This is a genomic window from Nocardioides sp. Bht2 (genome assembly GCF_047308515.1).
Taxonomy (GTDB): Bacteria; Actinomycetota; Actinomycetes; order Propionibacteriales; family Nocardioidaceae; genus Nocardioides.
This window is the reverse complement of sequence record NZ_JBLBWI010000016.1, coordinates 56,102-71,969: the sequence shown is the minus strand read 5'-3', so window position 1 is coordinate 71,969 and position 15,868 is coordinate 56,102. Positions and strand designations below refer to the sequence as shown.

At 68.3% G+C, this 15,868-nt stretch carries 13 protein-coding genes; 3 read left to right on the top strand and 10 right to left on the bottom strand.

Translation table 11 applies throughout. The annotated features are described in order from the left end of the window. Positions 1–61: 61 nt before the first annotated feature. A complete protein-coding gene (locus ACLM5J_RS17205) occupies positions 62–1,465 on the top strand; it encodes a hypothetical protein (protein WP_413657715.1) in 1,404 nt (467 codons plus the stop codon). Positions 1,466–1,475: 10 nt separating this feature from the next. Here ACLM5J_RS17205 and ACLM5J_RS17200 read toward each other — a convergent pair whose 3' ends face one another. The 7 genes from ACLM5J_RS17200 to ACLM5J_RS17170 form a co-directional block, all read right to left on the bottom strand. Beyond that, positions 1,476–1,889, bottom strand: coding sequence for a hypothetical protein (locus ACLM5J_RS17200; protein ID WP_413657714.1), 414 nt, complete (start codon positions 1,887–1,889; stop codon positions 1,476–1,478). A gap of 188 nt (positions 1,890–2,077) precedes the next feature. Continuing rightward, entirely contained in the window at positions 2,078–3,643 is a 1,566-nt protein-coding gene (gene guaA / locus ACLM5J_RS17195; RefSeq protein WP_413657713.1) for a glutamine-hydrolyzing GMP synthase, read from the bottom strand. Between the two features lie 289 nt (positions 3,644–3,932). After that, entirely contained in the window at positions 3,933–5,645 is a 1,713-nt protein-coding gene (locus ACLM5J_RS17190) for a GMC oxidoreductase (protein WP_413657712.1), read from the bottom strand. Then, complete coding sequence (locus tag ACLM5J_RS17185) at positions 5,642–7,258, bottom strand: succinic semialdehyde dehydrogenase (RefSeq protein WP_413657711.1); 1,617 nt, start codon at positions 7,256–7,258, stop codon at positions 5,642–5,644. The genes ACLM5J_RS17190 and ACLM5J_RS17185 overlap by 4 nt, the downstream gene beginning before the upstream one ends. Positions 7,259–7,341: 83 nt before the next feature. Continuing rightward, a complete protein-coding gene (locus tag ACLM5J_RS17180) occupies positions 7,342–9,093 on the bottom strand; it encodes a glycerol-3-phosphate dehydrogenase/oxidase (RefSeq protein WP_413657709.1) in 1,752 nt (583 codons plus the stop codon). A gap of 39 nt (positions 9,094–9,132) precedes the next feature. Then, positions 9,133–9,915 carry a carbon-nitrogen hydrolase family protein gene (locus tag ACLM5J_RS17175; RefSeq protein WP_413657708.1) on the bottom strand — a complete coding sequence of 261 codons (783 nt, stop codon included), beginning with the start codon at positions 9,913–9,915 and terminating at the stop codon, positions 9,133–9,135. Continuing rightward, positions 9,915–11,021 (bottom strand): GuaB3 family IMP dehydrogenase-related protein, encoded by a 1,107-nt coding sequence (locus ACLM5J_RS17170; protein ID WP_413657706.1) that lies wholly within the window; start codon positions 11,019–11,021, stop codon positions 9,915–9,917. Before ACLM5J_RS17170 ends, ACLM5J_RS17175 begins: the two co-directional genes overlap by 1 nt. 74 nt (positions 11,022–11,095) lie before the next feature. Here ACLM5J_RS17170 and ACLM5J_RS17165 point away from each other — a divergent pair, with 74 nt between their 5' ends. Then, positions 11,096–11,593: a GNAT family N-acetyltransferase gene (locus ACLM5J_RS17165; protein WP_413657705.1), complete on the top strand. Its 498-nt coding sequence runs from the start codon at positions 11,096–11,098 to the stop codon at positions 11,591–11,593. A gap of 116 nt (positions 11,594–11,709) precedes the next feature. Here the strand turns inward: ACLM5J_RS17165 and guaB are convergent, their stop codons facing one another. The 3 genes from guaB to ACLM5J_RS17150 form a co-directional block, all read right to left on the bottom strand. Then, entirely contained in the window at positions 11,710–13,212 is a 1,503-nt protein-coding gene (guaB, locus tag ACLM5J_RS17160) for an IMP dehydrogenase (RefSeq protein WP_413657704.1), read from the bottom strand. A gap of 38 nt (positions 13,213–13,250) precedes the next feature. Then, entirely contained in the window at positions 13,251–14,144 is an 894-nt protein-coding gene (locus ACLM5J_RS17155) for a GNAT family N-acetyltransferase (RefSeq protein WP_413657703.1), read from the bottom strand. Positions 14,145–14,221: 77 nt separating this feature from the next. Continuing rightward, positions 14,222–15,145 (bottom strand): sterol desaturase family protein, encoded by a 924-nt coding sequence (locus ACLM5J_RS17150; RefSeq protein WP_413657702.1) that lies wholly within the window; start codon positions 15,143–15,145, stop codon positions 14,222–14,224. A gap of 69 nt (positions 15,146–15,214) precedes the next feature. Between ACLM5J_RS17150 and ACLM5J_RS17145 the strand changes: the two genes are divergently transcribed. Next, on the top strand, positions 15,215–15,868 hold the full coding sequence (locus tag ACLM5J_RS17145; RefSeq protein ID WP_413657701.1) for a TetR/AcrR family transcriptional regulator: 654 nt from the start codon (positions 15,215–15,217) through the stop codon (positions 15,866–15,868).

The following is a 15,868-nucleotide window of genomic DNA, read 5'->3' as shown; positions in this document are numbered from 1 at the left end:
GCGTCGCTCGCCGAAGTTTGACCGCAATAGTTCTGTCGGACCGTTCTGATCTACTGACTTCATGATCGAGATCGACGCCAAGCATGTTCCGTATGAGGTCACCGACCTCGATGCGGGGTGCCTGCTTGGGGTGATCTCCCAGGGCCGCGAACAGGCGTTCGTGATGGCGCGGCGGCAACTCCGGTTGGCACACCAATGGTGCGTGCTCAACCCGGTGGTCGACCGCGTCTCAGCAGCCTCCTTGTGCGACGACCCGGCACTCGCTTCCCTGGATCTGGACGACGTACTCGGCGGTCAGGGCACCCCGGCGGTGGCAGCGTTCGCGGCCGAGGAGTTCACGGCAGCAGCGGGCGTTTCGCGGTATGCCGCGTTGTCACTGCTGGCCGATGCGCTGGATCTGCACCACCGCCTTCCCCGGTTGTGGGCGAAGGTCGAACTTCTCGAAGTCCCCGGTTGGAAAGCCCGCCGCGTTGCGGAGCTGACCCGGAAGCTCTCGGTTGAGGCCGCTGAATGGTTCGACGCCCAACTCGTGGTGGGCGAACGCTACGGCTGGAAGACCATCGAGCGGATGTTGGCGATGGCGGTCGCGAAGTTCCACCCCGAACTGATCCGCGACAAGACCGGCCCACTCTCGAAGTCCGATTGGGGTGTCACGCTCACCCACAAACACGGCTCTGACGGAACTGCTGCCGGTACCTCGACGCTCGACGTCATCGGCGACTCCCTCGACCTGGCCCGGTTCCACGACCTGGTCTGCGAAGAGGCGGAACGGTTGAAGCGTGCCGGCGACGGCGACACTCTCGACCAGCGCAAGGCCAAGGCGCTCGGTTCGATCGCCGAAGCGCAAGACACGTTGGACTTCGGAGGTCTCGACGGCGACCCAGCCACCGTTGATCGAGCTTGTCGAGATCACGACCGGGATGGAAATGGTCTCGACAAGCTCGACCAACGGGGGCGCAAGTCGCGGCGGGGGTTGCGGGTGTTCGTGCACACCACACTCGCGGACCTGTTCGGCGCCGACGACCTGACCCTCGCTGACACCGACAGGCTCGGGCCGCGTCTTCCCCAACTGCACCCGCACATCTGCCGACGCAGACCTCGACCACATCAACCCCTACGACGCGGGCACCTCCGAACTGCGTGGCCCACCGGGCCAAACCACGCCCGAGAATCTGGCGCCGTTGTGTCGCCGTCATCACCTCGCAAAGACCTTTGCCGGCTGGCGCTACGTCCGCAACCGAGACGGCACCTACACCTGGCACAACAAGCACGGCGAGACCTGGCTGGTCAGTGCATTCGGCACCATCCAACTCGACTGAACGACAACACCACCGCCGGCGCCTACCCGGCCGCCGGAGGCATCGGCGTGGTCTCGACAAGCTCGACCACCGGGGCCACGACGGTCTCGACCACCGGGCCGGTCTCAGCGGTCTCGACAAGCTCGACCAACGAGCAGCTGATCTAGCTTGTCGAGATCAGTTCCGTTGCTCCCTGCCCACGGTGAGGGTCTTTCCTTCGCACGGATCGAGCGGCTCATAATCGCCTGACTCCTCCGGCCCAGGGCCGGGGTTGAGGTCGGCCACCGCATTCGGTGGCGCTTGCTTGCCAAAGACGACCGTCAGAGATTCATCGCCCTCATTCGCGCAGACGTAAGCGGCCGAAGTGCCAGCGGGGTCCATCGACCGCTCGTAGTCGATGAGGTAGTCCAAGGTGACCGGAACCTTGGGAAGGTACGGCTCAAGCTCAGGTCGGACCGACGGTTCGCGGTCCGTTCGAGGCTTCGGCGCCTCGCGAAAAGCATCGTCGGCAATCGCCGGCGCGAACGACGCCAGTGCACCGCTCAGGACCACCACCGCCGCCGCCCATCCGGCTGCTTGCTCTCTGCTCATCGTGCCTCGCTCGGGTTGGCTGACTGCTCCGAGATTCCAACCTTTCGGCGACGGCGTCAAGGAGTTCTCCAGGTCCGCGACCGGTCTCCGAGATCCGGTGCCGGAACTTGTCATCCGGGTGAGCAAAGAACGCGAACGCCCCGGCTTCCAGTACGGAAGCCGGGGCGTTCGTGACATTCAGTGCGGGATCACTCCCACTCGATGGTGCCCGGGGGCTTCGAGGTGATGTCGACGGTGACCCGGTTTACGTCGGCCACCTCGTTGGTGATCCGGGTGGAGATCTTCTCCAGCACCTCGTACGGCAACCGCGCCCAGTCGGCGGTCATCGCGTCCTCGGAGGTGACCGGACGCAGCACGATCGGGTGACCGTACGTACGACCATCGCCCTGGACACCGACCGAGCGGACGTCGGCCAGCAGCACCACCGGCATCTGCCAGATGTCGCGGTCGAGACCGGCGGCGGTCATCTCCTCGCGGGCGATCGCGTCGGCGTGGCGGACGATGTCGAGACGCTCGCGGGTCACCTCGCCGATGATCCGGATACCCAGGCCGGGGCCCGGGAACGGCTGACGCCAGACCATCCGCTCGGGCAGGCCGAGCTGCTCACCGACGGCACGGACCTCGTCCTTGAAGAGGTTCCGCAGCGGCTCGACGAGCTCCATGTTCATGTCGTCCGGCAGACCGCCGACGTTGTGGTGCGACTTGATGTTGGAGGTACCCGCGCCGCCACCCGACTCGACGACGTCGGGGTACAGGGTGCCCTGGACCAGGAACGCGGTGGCCCCGGCCGGCAGCTCGCCGAAGACCCTCACCTGGGCCTCGTCGAAGGTGTTGATGAACTCGTGACCGATGATCTTGCGCTTGGTCTCCGGGTCGGTGACGCCGGCCAGCTTGCCCAGGAACTGCTCGGAGGCGTCGACCACGTCGAGGGTGTCGAAGACCGCCTCGAAGTCGTTGCGGACCTGCTCGGTCTCGCCCTGGCGCATCATCCCGTGGTCCACGTAGACGCAGGTCAGCCGGTCGCCGATCGCCTGCTGCACGAGGGCCGCGGCCACCGCGGAGTCGACGCCGCCGGAGAGCGCACAGATCGCCTGACCGTCGCCGATCTGCTCCTTGATCAGCGCGACCTGCTCCTCGACCAGGTTGGCCATCGTCCAGGTCTTACGGCAGCCGGCGATGTTCCACAGGAAGTGCTCGAGAACCCGCTGGCCGTTCTCCGAGTGCAGCACCTCCGGGTGCCACTGCACACCAGCGAGCTTCGCCTCGAGGTTCTCGAAGGCGGCGACCGGCACGATCTCGGTGGCGGCCAGCACGGTGAAGCCCTCGGGCGCGGCGACGACGGAGTCGCCGTGCGACATCCAGACGTTGTGCTCGGTCGGAAGACCGGCCAGCAGCGTGCCCGGCTCACTCACCGTGACGGCGGTACGGCCGTACTCACGGGCTCCGGTAGCGGCGACCTCGCCGCCCAGGCCAGCGGCCATCAGTTGGAAGCCGTAGCACATGCCGAAGACCGGGACACCCGAGGTGAAGACGGCCGTGTCGATGGTCGGAGCGCCGTCGGCGTACACCGAGGAAGGCCCACCCGACAGGATGATCGCCTTCGGGTTGCGCGCCAGCATCTCGTCGATCGGCATGGTGTGCGGAACCAGCTCGGAGTACACCCGGGCCTCCCGCACGCGCCGCGCGATCAACTGGGCGTACTGCGCGCCGAAATCGACGACGAGGACGAGGTCGTGGTCCGACCCTGCGGTCATTTCTCTGGTGCCTTTCAGCGGACGGCGTGGAGACGGCTGATTCTATCCGCCCTCAGCCGCAGCTCCGACTTCGGCAACCCCGGTGGGAAATACGATCAGGGCCCGACCGGGGAGGGAGGGTGGTCGGGCCCTGATTGCCCACGCTTCTGATGGACAGGAGCTTGGACGCGGGGCCCGACGTGGGAGGGAGCATGACTGTCGGACCCGATGACTCAACGACGCGCGTAGGCGGGAGTTACGCCCCAAACGCGCGTCGTTGAATCAGATTTTCTCCTGCCCGCGCCGACCCTCAGCTGACGCCGACGATCGGCAGCCGCAGAGCCGCCGGAGCGGTCGGTGGAACCACCGGCCGGTTCGGTGCGATCGGCTCGATCGACTGGTACTCCGAGCCGAGCTCCGGGCGGGCGTCCGGCTCACCCTTGTTCGGCCAGAACGCCATCGCTCGCTCCGCCTGCGCGGTGATCGTGAGCGACGGGTTGACCCCCAGGTTCGCGGAGATCGTCGAGCCGTCCGCGATGTGCAGACCCGGGTGCCCGTAGACCCGCTGATAGGCGTCGACGACGCCGCTTTCGGGCGAGTCGCCGATCGTGCAACCGCCGATGAAATGCGCAGTCAGCGGGACGTTGAACGGGTCACCGATGCTGCCGCCAGCGGTGCCGCCACCCATCGTCTCGGCCATCTTGCGTACCGCGACGTTGGCGACCGGGATCCAGCTCGGGTTCGGCGCCCCGTGGCCCTGCTTCGAGGAGAGCCAGGAGATCCCGAACGGTCCCGTCTTGCGGACCGTGGTGATCGAGTTGTCCAAGGTCTGCATGACCAGCGCGATCACGGTCCGCTCCGACCAGTGCTTCATGTCGTAGAGCTTCGCGACGTTCGCCTTCTCGGCCCACATCTGCTTGAGCCAGGTCTGCCAGCGCGGCCGGTCGCCGTCGCCGTCGGTCAGCACCGTCTGCAGCAGGGACATCATGTTGCTGCCCTTGCCGTAGCGGACCGGCTCGATGTGGGTGACCTCGTCGGGGTGCCAGGACGAAGTGATCGCCACGCCCTCGGTGTAGTCGACGTCGTCACGCGGCGAGATCGCGCCCAGGATCGCCTCGGAGTTGGTGCGGGTGAGGACGCCGAGCCGGTCCGAGATGCCGGGCAGGTCGCCGTCCGCCTTGAGCTGATGGAGCAGCTTCTGGGTGCCGATCGCGGCGGCCGCGAAGATCACCTGGTCGGCGGTGAACGTCTTCACTGCGGAGCGGCGGCTCAACTTCGCCTTCGTCCACCGGGTGTCGATCCGGTAGCCACCGTCCGGCCGCGGCCGGACCCGGGTCACCGTGGTCAGCGGGTGCACCTCGGCGCCGGCCTCCTCGGCTAGGTAGAGGTAGTTCTTGACCAGGGTGTTCTTGGCGTTGTGGCGGCATCCGGTCATGCACTCACCGCAGTTGCGGCACGGGTTGCGGTCCGGCCCGGCCCCGCCGAAGTACGGGTCGCTGTGCTGCTCGGCGGGCTCCGCACCGGGTCCACCGAAGAAGACGCCGACGGGCGTCGGGTGGAAGGTGTCGCCCACGCCCATCTCCTCGGCGACCTTCTGCATCACCTTGTCCGACGGCGTGGTCCGCGGGTACTCGACGACGCCCAGCATCCGCTTGGCCTGGTCGTAGTAGGGCGCCAACTCCTGCTTCCAGTCGGTGATGTGCGCCCACGACTTGTCGCGGTAGAAGGCGTCCAGCGGTTCGTAGAGCGTGTTGGCGTAGACCAACGAACCACCACCGACGCCTGCGCCGGCGAGGATCAGGCAGTCCTTGACCATGTCGATGCGCTGGATGCCGTAGCAGCCGAGCTCCGGGCGGAACAGGAACCGCTTGGCGTCGAAGGAGGTCTCGGGGAATTCGTCGTCGGCGAACCGCGCTCCGGCCTCCAGGACGGCGACCTTGTATCCCTTCTCGGTCAGCCGCAACGCAGAGACCGAGCCGCCGAACCCCGAACCGATGATGACGACGTCATAGTGCGCCGTCATGGGCGACCGAGCTTCTTGAACAGCCGGGCGCTGGAGGTCAGCACCTTGCTGAACATCTCGTTCGACATCCCCGGGGTGGGCCGGAAGCCCCACACCCGTTGCGTTCCGACCGCCTGGACCTCGGTGTAGCGGTGGATGCCCTCGGGGCCCTGACGCCGTCCGGTACCGGACTCCCGCATCCCGCCCATCGGGGCGTCGAGGCTGGCGAAGGTCGCACCGTAGGCCTCGTTGATGTTGACGGTGCCACACTTGATCTCACGGGCGATCGCCCGGCCGCGCTTGCCGTCCTGGGTCCAGATCGAGGCGTTGAGGCCGTAGTTGCCCTCGTTCGCGGCGGCGATCGCCTGGGTCTCGTTCTTGAACCGGTACAGCGAGATCACCGGGCCGAAGGTCTCGTTGCCATGGCAGACCATGTCGGAGGTGACACCCTCGAGGATGGTCGGCTCGAAGAAGTAGGGGCCGAGGTCGGGGCGGTGGCGGCCACCGGCCAGGATCCGGGCCCCCTTGGCCACCGCGTCGTTGACGTGCGCCTGCACGGTGTCGAGCTGATCCTGGGAGATCAGCGAGCCCATGTCGGTCTCCCAGGAGTGTCCCGAGCCCAGCGCGAGCGCCTCGGTGCGCGCCACGAACCGCTCCACGAACCGGTCGTAGATCTCGTCGGCGACGAACATCCGCTCGGTGGAGACACAGAGCTGCCCACCGTTGGAGAAGGCGGCCCGGGTGGCACCCTCGGCGGCCTTCTCGATGCTGGCGTCACGCAGGACCAGGATCGGGTTCTTCCCGCCGAGCTCCAGCGAGCAGCCGATCAGCCGCTCGGCACAGCCGGCCGCGACCCGCTTGCCGGTCGCCGTCGAGCCGGTAAAGCAGACGTAGTCGGAACGCTCGATGATCCCGGTCCCGACCCGTGATCCGGGGCCCGCGACGACGGTCCACAGGTCCTTCGGGAAGCCCGCCTGGTCCAGCAGTTCGGCGCCGAGCAGCGCCGTCAGCATGGTCTGGCTGTCAGGCTTGCTGACCACCGCGTTGCCGGCCATCAGCGCCGGAAGACCGTCGCACAGCGCCATCGTGAACGGGTAGTTCCACGGCGAGATGATGCCGACGATCCCCTTCGGCACCCGGTTGACGTCGATCCGGGTGGCCAGCGGAAGCACGCCCGAGCGCCGTTCGGAGTCGAGGTGCTTGTGCGCGGTGCGCGCGTAGTACCGGGCGGTCAACGCCACGTGGTACGCCTCCAGGTAGGCCTCCTTGCGGGCCTTGCCGGACTCCCAGACGGTGATGTCGCAGATCTCCTCGGCGCGGTCCAGGACCAGGTCGTGGAGGCGGAGCATCAGCTCGGCACGCACATCGAGGGAGGTTCGCGCCCAGGCTGCCTGCGCACGGCGGGCGCGCTTGAACGCCTCTTCGACGTCGGCGTCGCTGGACTGCGGGATGTGGGCCAGCGGCTGCCCGGTGCCGGGGGCGTGCGAGAGCACCGCTTCACCCGACGTCGACAGGATCCGTCGGGTCAGCCGCTCGGTGAGATCACGGTCCAACGCGTACGAGGCGCTCGGGTCGTGCTCAGGGTCGTTCGGGCCGCCGACGAGGGGGCCGGGGTTGGGACTCTGCTGGCTCATGGTGCCGAGCCTAGGCGACCGTGCTACTCGGCGGTAGGGCTCTGCGCTCTTGACATCTCAGAACTTTTTGTCAACGAACCCGCTCAGGCGGGGTGCCGCGGCCGAACCCGTGCCTCATCGGCCTCCTGGTCGGTGACCTTCGCCTGGCTCCGCCGCTCAGCCTCGACCCGCCGTAGGTAGTGGTCGACCTCATCGGCGATCCGCTGCTCGTCCCAGCCCAACTCGTCGGCCATCAACCGGGCCACCGGCTCGGCGGCGTCCACACCCCGGTCGAAGGTCTCGATCGAGATCCGGGTCCGCCGCACCAGGACGTCGTCGAGGTGCTGCGCGCCTTCGTGGGTGACCGCGTAGACCACCTCAGCCGCCAAGTAGTCGTCGGCACCGGCCAACGGCACCGCCAGCTCGGGGCGGGTGCCGAGTAGCACCACGAAGTCGTCGACCAACGCGCCGTACCGCTCCAGGAGATGGTCGATCCGGCTGACGTGCAGGCCCGCCTTCCGGGCCAGCGCGACCCGCTGATTGGCCCGGGCCAGGTAGCCGTCGGCCCCGAGCAGCGGGATCTGGTCGGTGATCGAGTCGCGGACCACCGCATTGGTCGTCGTCGCCAGCGAGTGGGCGGCGGCGTCCACCGCGTCCTTCGCCATCACCCGGTAGGTGGTGAGCTTGCCGCCGGCGATCATCACCAAACCCGGCACCGGCGTGACCACCGTGTGCTCACGGGAGATCTTCGAGGTCGGCTCCGACTCCCCGGTCAGCAATGGGCGCAGCCCGGCGTAGACACCCTCGACGTCGTCAGCCTCCAACGGTTCTCGCAGGATCTTGTTGACATGGCCCAGTACGTAGTCGATGTCGGCCCGCGACGCCGCCGGATGCGCCTTGTCGAAGTTCCACGCGGTGTCGGTGGTGCCGATGATCCAGTGCCGGCCCCACGGGATCACGAAGAGCACCGAGGTGTCGGTCCGGGTGATGAAGCCGCACTCCGACCGGATCCGGTCGCGCGGCACTACCAGGTGGATCCCCTTGCTGGCCTGGACATTGAGTGCGCCCCGGCCGCCGACCAACTCCTGGATGTCGTCGGTCCAGACCCCGGCCGCATTGACCACCACCCGGGCTCGGACCTCGAACTCGGTGCCACTCTCCAGATCGCGGGCCCTGACCCCGACCACCCGCTCCCCCTCGCGCAGGAAGCCGATCACCCTGGTCCGCGTCGCCACCTCCGCTCCGTAGTGGGCCGCCGTCCGGGCGATGGTGAGCACCAGGCGGGCGTCGTCCACCTGGGCGTCGTAGTAGCGGATCGCGCCGCTCAGGTCGTCGGTCCGCAGGTCCGGAGCGATCCGGGCGACCTGCCGCCGCCACAGGTGCCGGTGCCGCGACAGGCCGGCGTCGTAGCGACCGGTGTGCGCCATCGTGTCGTAGAGCGCCAGCCCGGCGCCGACATAGGGCCGCTCCCAACTGTTGTGCAGCGGGTAGAGGAACGGCACCGGCTTGACCAGATGCGGCGCGAGCCGGGTCAGCAGTAGACCGCGCTCCGTCAACGCCTCCCGGACCAGGCCGAAGTCGAACATCTCCAGATAGCGAAGCCCGCCGTGGATCAGCTTGCTGCTCCGGCTGGACGTGCCGGAGGCGAGGTCGCGCTGCTCGATCAGCCCGACCGAGAGGCCACGGGTCACCGCATCGAGCGCCGTCCCGGCACCCACGACGCCGCCACCCACCACCAGGACGTCGAGTTCGGCGCCGCTCGCGCCGGCCGCGGCCAACGTCTCCAAGGCCTGTTCCCGTGTTGCAGGGCTCAGTGCGCCGGAACGAACCTGGGGCTGCTCACCGCTGGCGTTCATGGCCTCAGTCTTGCAGGCAACGACCAACGACGAGCGGCATCACCGTTGGCGTGGCCCGAGATCGCGCAGATCGGCGAGCATCGGGTGGTCCCGGCGGGTCTGTGCCACGACCGCGGGGTCCAGCTCCGCCACGACGACGCCCTCGTCGGTACCGAGACGGGCCAGACAACGGCCCTCGGGGTCGTAGATCGCGGACCCGCCGATGAACTGCTCGTCGCCACACGACCCGGTCAGCCCGGAGAAGGCGACGTACATGCCGTTGTCGAGCGCCCGCGAGGCGGCATAGAGGTCGCGACGGTGGCCGCCCCCCGGGAAGAAGGCCGCCGAGATCGCATAGAGCACGGCTCCGTCGACGGCGGCCGCTCGGGCATGCTCGGGGAACGACGAGTCGTAACAGATCGCCAACCCCGCCTCGACGGTGCCGAGCGAGATCGAGGCGCCATGCGTACCGGCCACGAAGTAGTCGTGCTCGTACCCGGAGAGATGCTGCTTGTCGTACGGCGCGCTCACCGAGCCGTCGGGCCGCACCACGACGGTGGAGAGGGTACGGGACTGTTCGCGCTGCACCGGCGTCGAGACGACGACGGTGAGCTGTCGTTCACGCGCCACCTGGGCGAGCGGCGTCAGGGCAACGGTGAGCGCCGCCAAGGTGGGCGGCGCGGCCTCGAAGCTGGCCCGACAGTAGCCGGAGAGGAAGGCTTCGGGCAGGACCAGCAGTTCGGCGCCCGCGTCGGCCGCCGAACGGGCCAGCCGGGCAGAGCTCGCCACGTTGACGGCGATCTCCCCCGCCTCTGCTGTGCCCTGCCCGACCGCGATCCGCATCAGTGGACGACGACCCCGACCCGCTGGAACTCCTTGAGCTCCGTGTAGCCGGTGGTGGCCATCGAGCGGCGCAGCGCGCCGATCAGGTTCATCGTGCCGTCGGAGACCCGCGACGGGCCGAAGAGGATCTCCTCCATCGAACCGACGGTGCCGAACTCGACGCGCTGGCCGCGCGGCAGCTTGCTGTGCCACGCCTCCGCGCCCCAGTGGAAGCCGCGGCCGGGCGCCTCGTCGGCGCGGGCCAGTGGCGAGCCGACCATGACGGCGTCGGCACCGCAGGCGATCGCCTTGGCGAGGTCGCCGGACTTGCCGATCGAGCCGTCGGCGATGACGTGGACGTAGCGGCCGCCGGACTCGTCGAGGTAGTCACGACGTGCTGCGGCTACGTCCGCGACGGCCGAGGCCATCGGTACCGCGACACCGAGCACGGTGCGGGTGGTGTGCGCCGCGCCTCCGCCGAAGCCGACCAGGACGCCGGCCGCGCCGGTGCGCATCAGGTGCAGCGCGCCCTGGTAGGTGGCGCAGCCACCGACGATGACCGGAACGTCGAGCTCGTAGATGAACTCCTTGAGGTTCAGCGGCTCCGCCTGGCTGGAGACGTGCTCGGCCGAGACCGTGGTGCCGCGGATCACGAACATGTCGACGCCGGCGTCGACGACGGTCTTGGCGAACTCCTTGGTGCGCTGCGGCGAGAGCGAACCGGCGACGGTGACGCCGGCCTCACGCATCTGGCGCAGCCGCGCGGTGATCAGCTCTGCCTTGATCGGCTCGGCGTAGATCTCCTGCATCCGCTGGGTGGCGGCCATGCCCTGCAGCTCGGCTACCTCGGCCAGCAGCGGCTCCGGGTCCTCGTAGCGGGTCCAGAGGCCTTCGAGATCGAGGACACCGAGTCCGCCGAACTGGCCGAACGCGATCGCGGTCTCCGGGGACATCACGGAGTCCATCGGCGCCGCCACGACCGGGATCTCGAAGCGGTAGGCGTCGATCTGCCAGGCCGTGCTGACCTCCTCGGGGTCGCGGGTGCGCCGCGAGGGCACGATCGCGATGTCGTCGAAGGAGTAGGCGCGACGTGCGCGCTTGGCTCGGCCGATCTCGATGTCAGTCACACTCCGATCTTATCGGCGCGTGGCGACTACACCGATTCGGGCGAGCCCTATCCGCGACGTGGGACAGTGAGTGGGTGTCGAACGAGTCGTCCCACCACTGGCAGCTGACGCCGGGCGATCAGCTCACCGCCGCCGAGCTGCATCAAGCGCTCGAACTGCGCTGCGCCGTCTTCGTCGCCGAGCAGCAGAGTCCCTACCTCGACGTCGACGGTCACGACCTGTCGCCGTCCGTGCTGCACCTGCGCGGCGTCCAGGGCGAGGACCTGCTGGCCTACGCGCGGATCCTCGGCCCCGGCGTCATCGACGACGACGTCCATCTGGGCCGGGTGGTGATCGCGCCGATCGCCCGCGGCCGCGGACTGGGCGACGCCCTGGTCGCCGAGGCCCTGCACCATGCCCGGTTGCACTGGCCCGACACCCCGACCACCCTCGAAGCCCAGAGCCACCTGGTCACGCTCTACGCCCGCTACGGGTTCGTCGCCGTCGGCGATCCCTTCGACGACGGCGGCATCGAGCACCAGCGCATGCACCTCCCCCGAACCGTCACCAGCACGCGCCGAACCGTCACCTAGAAGCGCCGAACCGTCAGCTCCTACCCAGGTCGGGATCAGAACTGACGGTTCGGGGCGTATGCCTGACGGTTCGGGGCGTATGCCTGACGGTTCGGGGCGTATGCCTGACGGTTCGGCTAGCTGCCGGAGTAGTTGGGGGCCTCGACGGTCATCTGGACGCCGTGCGGGTGGCTCTCCTTCAAGGAGGCCGAGGTGATCCGGACGAACTTGCCGTTCTCCTGCAGCTCGCCGATGGTGCGGGCACCGACGTAGAACATCGACTGGTGCAGGCCACCGATCAGCTGGTGCGAGACGGCGCCGAGCGGGCCACGGTAGGCGACCTGGCCCTCGATGCCCTCGGGCACGAGCTCCTCGTCGCTGGTCACCTCGGCCTGGAAGTAACGGTCCTTCGAGTAGGACTTCTTGCCGCGGCTGCTCATCGCGCCGAGCGAGCCCATGCCACGGTAGGCCTTGAACTGCTTGCCGTTGACGAAGACGAGGTCGCCGGGCGACTCTTCGCAACCGGCGAGCAGCGAACCGAGCATCACCGAGTCAGCGCCGGCGACCAGGGCCTTGGCGATCTCACCCGAGTGCTTCATGCCACCGTCGGCGATCACCGGGACGCCGGCCGCCTTGGCCGCCAGCGACGCCTCGTAGACAGCCGTCACCTGCGGCACGCCGACACCGGTCACGATCCGGGTGGTGCAGATGGAGCCGGGACCGACGCCGACCTTGATCGCGTCCGCGCCGGCGTCGACGAACGCCTGGGCACCGGCCTTGGTCGCGACGTTTCCGCCGATCACCTGGACGTGCTTGGTGGCCGGGTCGGTCTTGAGCCGACGGACCATGTCGAGCAGCAGGTGCACGTGCCCGTGCGCGGTGTCCGCGACCAGCACGTCGACACCGGCCTCGATCAGACGCCCGGCACGCTCCCACGCGTCACCGAAGTAGCCGATCGCGGCACCGACCATGAGCCGGCCGTCGCCGTCGTAGGAGGCGTTGGGGAACTGCTCGCTCTTGACGAAGTCCTTGACCGTGATCAGGCCGGTGAGCGTGCCGTCCGGGTCGATCAGCGGCAGGCGCTCACGCTTGTGGGCGCGAAGCAGCGCGGTGGCGTCGTCGCGGTCGATCCCGGTCGGGCCGGTGATCAACGGCATCGGCGTCATCACTTCGGAGACCTTGAGGGTCGACCACTCGGCGACCGGGGTGAAGCGCAGGTCGCGGTTGGTGATGATGCCGATCAGCTTGTTGGCCGCATCGACGACGGGGACGCCGGAGACGCGGTACTCGCCGCAGATCCGGTCGAGGTCCTCCAAGGTCGCGTCCGGGCCGATCACCACCGGGTTCGAGATGATCCCGGTCTGGGTCCGCTTGACGAGGTCGACCTGGTAGGCCTGGTCGTCGATCGACAGGTTGCGGTGCAGCACGCCGATCCCGCCCTGGCGCGCCATCGCGATCGCCATCCGGGACTCGGTGACGGTGTCCATCGCCGCACTCAGCAGCGGCACCTTGATGGAGATCTCCCGGGTCAGCCGGGTGGTGGTATCGATCTCGTCCGGAGCGAGGTCAGATTCGCCCGGCAGCAGCAGGACGTCGTCGTAGGTCAGGCCGAGGGACGCGAACTTCTCAGGGATCTCCACCTCGCCGATTCTAGTAGCCGATCACCAACCTCCCCACATCAGCCTGGAGCTGTGAGCTGGCGCACAGGGACCTGCACCGTCAGCAGATCGGCCGACATCTTGATCCGCGCCCGAAGCCCCGCCGAGAGCACCATCGGAAGCACCGCCTGGTTGTCAGCACTGGTCCGCAGCGAGAGCTCCTCCAGCCCCAACCCGCCCGCGAGCCGTGCCGCCTCGGCCAGCAGCCGCGTCCCGATCCCCCGACGCCGCCAGGCCGGGTCCACCCGCAACGTGCACTCGCGCACCCCCGGGGTCAGATCTGCGACTCCGAGCGCAGCCAGCGCGACAACGGTCCCGTTGACCGTCGCCGCCACCGACGTCTGCCGCACCTCGTACCGCGGCGCATCGCCGGGGCTGAGCCGCCGCCCGGGCACCGGCACCACCGGTGCGGCAAGTCGACCGCGTTCCAGCACCTCGGCAACGAGCCCCGCCAACTCGGCACCGCGGGCGTGTTCGGTCCGGGTGAAGGGTGCTGCCCGCCAGATCTGCACGGTCACCTCCCCGACGGCGAGCTCCATGACGTCCCTACGTACGTCGTCAAGGGTGGGCTCGGCCTCGGCGTCGAGCAGCTTGGCCACCGTGTCCGGGAAGGCGGCCGGCTGTGCGAGCACGGCACGCGCAGCCCGCACGTGTCGCGCAGGCTGGTCGACCAGCGCCTCCTCCGAACACGGCAGGCAACTGGTGGCAGCGCCCCCTGAACGCTCCACCAGCGCGACCACGTTCGCCTCGCTCCATCCGTCGGCGGTACGCAACACGAACTCGTCGGTGACGGCGTCGACGCCGGGGAAGATCTGCATCGCCAGGATGTTGACGCCGGCCTTTCCGCACGCGGTGGCCAGCGCAGCGAGGGCGCCGGGCTGCTCGGGAAGGGTGGTCCGCACTCTCCACAACATGGTTCGCTCCTGTGCAGTCGACAGCTTCGAGCTACCAGCGTGACCTGCTGCCGTTGCCGAGAGGGGTCAGCGATGTTTCAGGTCTGTGAAGATGCGCGCGCTGTCACAGCTGCCGTCGCAACGTCCCCACTGCCCGATCCGGCTGCACCGGCGGCGGGCTGCCATCCGGGCGGGCCGAACAGGTAGCCGAGCCGCTCGCGCCAACTCTTCGCGCCGCGGACCTGGCGGCCGATCATGACGTATTCGCCGTACTCCAGCTTGAGCAGGTTGTAGGTGTCGACGGGCTTCGTCAGGCCGTACCGAGGCCGCTGCCGCTCGGCCGTGAAGGTGCCGAACATCCGATCCCAGACGATCAGCATGCCGGCGTAGTTGCGGTCGAGGTACTCCGGGTCGGAGCCGTGGTGCACCCGGTGGTGCGAGGGCGTGTTGAAGATGAACTCGATCGGGCGCGGCAGCCGATCGATCGTCTCGGTGTGGACGAAGAACTGGTAGATCAGGTTGAAGGAGAAGGCCACGTAGATCGTCCAGGGAGCGAAGCCCAGCAGCGGCAGCGGCATCCAGAAGATCAGCTCGAACCAGGGGTTCCACTTCTGGCGCAGCGCGGTAGCGAAGTTCATGTACTCACTGGAGTGGTGCGCCTGGTGCGCCGCCCAGCCGACGTTGACCCGATGCACGAAGCGGTGGCTGGCATAGAAGGAGAGGTCGAGCGCCAGCAGCAGGGCGGGCCAGTACCACCAGGCACCGACGTCGAGGTGCCACGGCGCCCACCAGAAGTAGACGGCACTGAAGACGACGAAGCTGCCGACCTTGAACGCCGTGGAGAAGAACAGCGATCCGACTCCCATCAGAATGCTCGTCCTGGCATCCCGGAAGTGGTAGCCGGTGACGTTGTCGTCATGGTCGAGCCACTTGAGCGCGGCCAACTCCAACATGATGGTGAGGACGAAGAACGGCACCGCATACGCGATCGGGTTCTTCGCTGGGTCAAGCAACTCGTCCAACATCGATCCTCCAATATGACTCTTGGGTAAGTTACCACTGGTTCATATCGGTTGGATAGGGTGCGGACCATGACGTCTCCCCGGCCCCGCGCCGGTTCCAAGGGTGTGCCCCGCGCGGTCCGCGAGGCCGAGATCCTGGCGCTGGCCTGCCGAGCGTTCGGCGAAGCGGGCTACGTCTCCGTCTCGATGGCCGACGTCGCCGACGCAGCAGGGATCTCGAAGCCGCTGATCTACAACTACTTCGGCTCCAAGGAAGGGCTCTTCGGCGCCTGCCTTCGCTACGCGGGCGATCTGATCGCCGACGACATCGACCGCACCGCCGAAGCCGGGCAGGTCGGCTTGGCCCGCGCCCTGGTCACCCTGGAAGGAGTCTTCGAACTCCTGGAGGACCGGCGCTGGATCTGGCGCCTCTTCTTCGACGCCACCCGGCCGCCGAGCGCCGAGCTCGACGCCACCGTCAGCCGGTACACCGCACGGCTGACCGAGCGCGGCGCCGAAGGGATCGCCGAGATGCTCGCCGCGGCCGGCAACGCCGATCCGCTGGACGCCGACGCGCTGGCCGCCGTCTGGGCCTCGGTCTTCGACACCCTCGTGGTCTGGTGGCTCGACCACCCGGAGGTGAGCGCGCTCGAGATGACCGAACGGAGCGCCCGGCTCTTCGCCACGATCACCCTGGACAGCCAGACCGCCCAGGCCGTGTTGAACGAGGCCGGCCTCAGCTGA